The sequence below is a fragment of the Neobacillus drentensis genome, assembly GCF_036962765.1.
GTDB classification, from domain to species: domain Bacteria; phylum Bacillota; class Bacilli; order Bacillales; family Cytobacillaceae; genus Neobacillus; species Neobacillus drentensis_C.
Genome location: NZ_JBALOS010000137.1, coordinates 1 through 5,482, shown reverse-complemented (window position 1 = coordinate 5,482; position 5,482 = coordinate 1). Strand labels below are relative to the sequence as shown.

The window sequence follows — 5,482 nt, the reverse complement described above, 5'->3', positions numbered from 1 at the left end:
CGTTTGATTAGTTTTTCAAAATGGCCAACCATCCCCTAAATCTTCAATCCCTCTTCCCTTTTAATCAATCGTTTGATTAGTTATAATATACACCTTATACACCAAGCCTTCTGCCCTTTTTAATCAATCGTTTGTTTAGTTTCCATCGCTCCAATAATCACCACACCTTACAAAGCCTTACATACCAAGCCCTCAACCCCTTTTAATCAAACGTTTGATTAGTTTTTCCAGCAACAACCCATCCCTCAGAAAACCAATCATGCCAAGGCTTCCGTCCTTTTTAATCAATCGTTTGATTAGATGCGTGTACTAACATTTCAGTCATTAGACATTCGATAATCATTTGTGATATACTGTATTAGTTACCCAAGGTAATCATTACTCTAGCTAACTATTCCAATCCATCGGGGTGATCTATATGAAGACTTCTCAAAAATTTTTTCATCAATTATTGATGTTATACCGGCCATTTGAAAATAAGTTGAATTTCCATTTGGCTGAGCATCAACTGCACAGAGCGCAGTGGTCTATTTTTCACTACTTATCCCATAATGGTTCTGCAACACTTGTGGAACTCTCGCATTACTTATATGTGGAAAAACCCACTGTCACCCGGACCATTAACCGTTTAGAAGAACTTGGATATGTCGAGCAGGTTCCGACCAACGATAAACGTGAAAAGAGAACACAACTGACTGAACTAGGGAGAAAAATATATACGCAGGTCCGTGTCACGATTGATCAATTTGAAAATGACATCTTAAAAGGAATCTCGGAGCATGAACAGCTTGAGGCCATCCGGATTATGAGCCTAATTCGAGATAATATTATTAAGTAGGGGGTAATTACTGTGAATCAACCAAGAGCAAGACTTTGGACCAAGGATTTTACGATTGTGTCCGGGGTCAATTTTTTTGTAACGTTAGTCTTTTATTTATTAATTGTCATCATTGGTGTTTATGCCGTAGATGAATTTGATGCTTCTACCAGTCAAGCAGGACTTGTTACAGGAATTTTTATTGTTGGGTCATTAATTGGACGGCTGTTGATTGGCAGATTTATTGAGTCCATCGGTCGAAGGAGAACGTTATTCATTGGTATTATCTTTTTTATTTTGACGCTTCTTTTATATTTTGTGAATTTTGGCATCACCTTTCTGCTTATTACGCGCTTACTCCATGGAATTGCAGGGGGTATGGTCGGCACCGCAACAGGAACGATTGTGGCTCAGATTATCCCTTCTACACGAAAGGCTGAAGGAATCGGCTATTTCAGCATGAGCGCAACTCTGGCAACAGCGATTGGCCCATTCATTGGACTGTACATGAGTCAGCATACTGATTTCCAAATGATCTTTATTTTCACACTGGCATTAGGAGTAATTAGTTTAATCACTGCTTTCTTTGTTGATGTGCCGCAAATGGAAGGATCGGCGAAACCAACTGAAACAAAAGGATTCAAGATTTCTAATTATATTGAACCAAAAGCACTTCCAATTGCGGTTATTACACTAGTAGTAGCCTTTTGTTATTCAAGCGTTCTTTCCTTTATTAATTTCTATGCGATTGAAATCGACCTAGTTAGTGCGGCAAGTTTCTTTTTCCTAGTCTATTCTTTCGCTGTATTGTTATCACGCCCCATTACCGGACGCATAATGGATTTAAAAGGGGCAAACTATATTATGTATCCGTGCTTTATTGCCTTAGCTGCCGGTTTGTTTCTGCTTAGTACCGCAAGCGTAAGCATCACTTTATTAGCAGCTGGTGTATTGATCGGCCTTGGTTTCGGTAACTTGCAATCAAGTACCCAGGCAGTGGCCAGTAAAGGTCACGCCTCCGCATCGGATGGGTTTGGCAACGTCGACTTTCTTTATTTTTCTTGATGCTGGTCTTGGATTCGGTCCATATCTCCTTGGATTTATGATCCCGTTAACCGGCTATAGGACTCTGTATGTGATCTTAGGCGTAGTTGTTCTAGCATCAATTCTTCTTTACTACTTCCTGCACGGGAAGAAAGAACTTTCGAGAAGGACATTGGTGAAGGAGCCAACTCCAGGAACTCATTGATTTCCATCCTCCGCTTTCGACTGCAGACATAAAACCAGTTTTAAGCAAATATGATTAACATAAGAATCCTAAATAAAGGGGTCGGTAAATTTGATCATTTTTAATAAAATTGCATTATCCTTTGTTGTTTTTTTCTCCTTCAGTATGATCATCAATACTTATTTAGGAGAAAAGGAACAGGTCAAATCGGATGTTATTTACTTTGTTATGAACGGGTTTGCTTATATTGTTTCTGCATTAGAAGTAGAGAAGGAAAAACAGGGTTTGAAAATTGCTGAAATATAGTACCATCTCCCCTTGAAACAAAAGAAATATTCTGATATATTTACTATCAATTATATATTTTCTTACTTCAAAATTTTTGGAGTGAGGATAGAGGCGCAAAGACCATAAGTACACAATGGGAGGACAATGGGGTCCAACGATAATTGTGAAAAGGGGAATTTGCCGAAGCTTCATTGATGCTCATTTATCATGAAGCTGGTTCTGCTATTGAATAAATACAGAACTGTCATATAGGAAACTATATGGAGGGCTATCTTACGCACGGGAACCTATTTGTTTATGTTTCTACTGCAACAGCGAACCCTCGTTGTTGCTTTTTTGCGTTGAATGTTGAATGGCCTTACCCCCCTCAAAATTTTAAAAAAATTTATTAAAAGGGTGAGAAAAGATGAAATTTGGCCAAGTTTTAACCGCGATGGTTACGCCATTTGATCAAAATGGCGAGGTTGATTTTAACGCAACAAGAAGATTAGTAAATTATTTGATTGATAATGGGACGGATGCGATCGTCGTTGCTGGGACAACAGGAGAATCCCCAACCTTAACGACTGAAGAAAAAATCGCTCTCTTTAAAGTGGTTGTCGATGCTTCGAGAGGAAGAATTCCAGTCATCGCTGGAACTGGCTCCAATAATACGCGTGCTTCCATCAGCTTAACCAAGCAGGCTGAAGAAGCAGGTGTAGATGGGATTATGCTTGTTGCTCCTTACTATAACAAACCATCTCAAGAAGGTATGTATCAACACTTTAAAGCGATTGCTGAATCCACAACCCTACCGATTATGCTTTATAATATTCCTGGCCGAAGTGTGGTCCATCTGGCGGTAGAGACCATTGTTCGCCTTTCACAAATCGAGAATATTGTTGCCGTAAAAGAAGCCAGCGGCAACCTGGATGCCATGGCTGCGGTTATTAGCCAAGCCCCAAGTGATTTTACCCTTTATAGTGGTGATGATAGCTTAACATTGCCCGTGTTAGCCATTGGCGGAGCAGGCGTTGTATCGGTTGCTTCCCATATCATTGGCAATGAAATGCAAGAAATGATCAATCATTTTAAAAATGGCCGGGTTCAGGAAGCTGCTAGTTGCCATCGCAGCCTACTTCCTCTTATGAAGGCATTATTTACTGCTCCAAATCCAGCACCAGTAAAAGCAGCCTTGAACATGAACGGGGTTGAAGTTGGCGGACTTCGATTACCATTGCTCCCTTTAAGTGATGGAGAAGAAAAGGCATTAAAAGCTTTTCTTCCTGCCAGCAAAATCAAAACATTGATTTAAAAATGACCGATTTATAGGAATGATTAAAGGCTGCCAACGACCAGTGCGTTGGCAGCCTTTTGTTGTTCTCTGACAAAAAGTTTCCCTCTTCCCTTTCAAATAAAGTCTATCCAAAAGGGCATACTATTCTTATTTACTTGGAATAGGGAGGATATTTACTTGCGAACCAATAATCATCAATTATCCATTTTCGCGTTAGGCGGCATCAATGAAATCGGTAAAAACATGTATGTGGTTCAATACGCAGATGATATTTTTATCGTTGACTGCGGGGGGAAGTTTCCCGATGAGAGTTTATTAGGAATTGATTTAATTATCCCCGATATTACGTATTTAGAAGAAAATCAGGAGAAAATCCAAGCTTTAATTGTGACACATGGGCACGAGGACCATATTGGTGGTATTCCTTATATTTTAAGAAAATTAAATATCCCTATCTATGCTACACATTTTACCCTTGGTCTCATTGAATTAAAAATAGATGAGCATCGCCTCCGTAGAAACACAAAGCTGATGACCATTGACACTAATTCAAGACTGGAATTTGGTGACACAAGTGTTTCCTTCTTCAGAGTTAGTCACAGTATCCCGGATTGTCTCGGCATTGTTTTTCATACGCCAGAAGGCAATGTCGTTCATACTGGTGACTTCAAATTTGATTTAACACCTGTGAATAATCAACATTCAGATATTCATAAAATGGCCGATATCGGTCAGGAAGGTGTCTTAGTTTTAATTTCTGAAAGTACCAACGCTGAGCGTAAGGGGCTGACGCCGTCCGAGCAAATGATTGGCGACAATTTGGATGAGGCCTTCATGAAAGCTGACGGGAAAATCTTTATCTCCACCTTTGCTTCGAATGTGAATCGTGTTCAACAGGTGGTTGCGGCAGCGATAAAGGCCAATCGTAAGATCGCGCTTCTTGGCCGGAGTATGGTAAATGTGGTCTCAGTTGCGATTGAGCGTGGTTATTTAACCATTCCAGACGGGATGATCATCGAACCACGCGAAGTCGATAGACTTTCTCCTGAAAAAGTGGTCATCCTTTGTACGGGTAGTCAAGGAGAGCCAATGGCTGCCCTTGCTCGCCTGGCGAGCGGAAACTTTCGCGATGTCTCTGTTTATCCCGGGGACACGGTTATTTTAGCTGCATCTCCAATACCGGGAAATGAAAAGGACGTTTCTCGAATCATCGACAATTTATATCAACTCGGCGCCAAAGTAATTTATGGTTCTGGGAGTACAACTGGTATGCATGTTTCAGGGCATGGCTATCAAGAAGACTTAAAACTCATGCTGACTTTGATGAAACCAACCTATTTTATTCCGATTCATGGTGAATATCGAATGCTGCATCATCACCGATTGTTAGCTGAGTCAGTGGGAGTTGAGAAGGGAAATACCTTCATTATTAAAAATGGTGATGTCGTAGATGTTGAAAACCAGGTGGCCCGTCAGACTCGCTCGATTCCAGCCGGGGATACATATGTGGACGGAATGGGTGTTGGCGATGTTGGGGACATTGTGCTACGGGACCGTAAACAGCTTTCTGAGGATGGAATGCTCGTAATTGTTATAACAATTAATAAATCGGACCGAAGGATTATTTCCGGGCCTGATACCATTACACGTGGTTTCGTATACGCAAGGAATTCTGACGAACTTCTAAAAGAGATTAACCGCCTGGCTAAGAAAACCATTAACGACCTGCAAAGTGAGAATATCCGTCAATGGAATGTCATCAAACAAAACATCAAAAAAACCGTCGGACAATATGTATTCGCTCAAACAAAAAGAAAACCTATGATCCTCCCTATCATTATTGAAATCTAAAAATATAAAGGGTGTCAGGCAC

4 protein-coding genes, 1 pseudogene and 1 riboswitch are annotated in these 5,482 nt (G+C 40.5%); all 5 genes and pseudogenes read left to right on the top strand.

Going from position 1 to position 5,482, the window contains the following annotated elements; translation table 11 throughout:
* The first annotated feature begins 418 nt into the window (after positions 1-418).
* The 5 genes and pseudogenes from V7137_RS17330 to V7137_RS17310 all read left to right on the top strand — a co-directional run bounded on the left by V7137_RS17330 (position 419) and on the right by V7137_RS17310 (position 5,460).
* The gene (locus tag V7137_RS17330; RefSeq protein WP_335699249.1) at positions 419-838 is read left to right on the top strand and encodes a MarR family winged helix-turn-helix transcriptional regulator; all 420 of its coding nucleotides are present in this window, start codon (positions 419-421) and stop codon (positions 836-838) included.
* A 12-nt stretch (positions 839-850) separates the two neighbouring features.
* Positions 851-2,066, top strand: a pseudogene (locus V7137_RS17325) (MFS transporter).
* A gap of 90 nt (positions 2,067-2,156) precedes the next feature.
* Complete coding sequence (locus tag V7137_RS17320) at positions 2,157-2,351, top strand: hypothetical protein (protein WP_335699248.1); 195 nt, start codon at positions 2,157-2,159, stop codon at positions 2,349-2,351.
* 80 nt (positions 2,352-2,431) lie between these two features.
* Positions 2,432-2,612: riboswitch (Lysine riboswitch) on the top strand.
* 127 nt (positions 2,613-2,739) lie between these two features.
* Complete coding sequence (gene dapA, locus V7137_RS17315) at positions 2,740-3,627, top strand: 4-hydroxy-tetrahydrodipicolinate synthase (protein WP_335699247.1); 888 nt, start codon at positions 2,740-2,742, stop codon at positions 3,625-3,627.
* A 225-nt stretch (positions 3,628-3,852) separates the two neighbouring features.
* On the top strand, positions 3,853-5,460 hold the full coding sequence (locus V7137_RS17310; RefSeq protein WP_420490148.1) for a ribonuclease J: 1,608 nt from the start codon (positions 3,853-3,855) through the stop codon (positions 5,458-5,460).
* The last annotated feature ends 22 nt before the right edge of the window (positions 5,461-5,482 follow it).

What these genes read in the sequence shown, in the direction of transcription:
- V7137_RS17330 (WP_335699249.1), top strand. Translation starts at nt 419, where the DNA reads ATGAAGACTTCTCAAAAATTTTTTCATCAATTATTGATGTTATACCGG.
- dapA (WP_335699247.1), top strand. Translation starts at nt 2,740, where the DNA reads ATGAAATTTGGCCAAGTTTTAACCGCGATGGTTACGCCATTTGATCAA.
- V7137_RS17310 (WP_420490148.1), top strand. Translation starts at nt 3,853, where the DNA reads ATGTATGTGGTTCAATACGCAGATGATATTTTTATCGTTGACTGCGGG.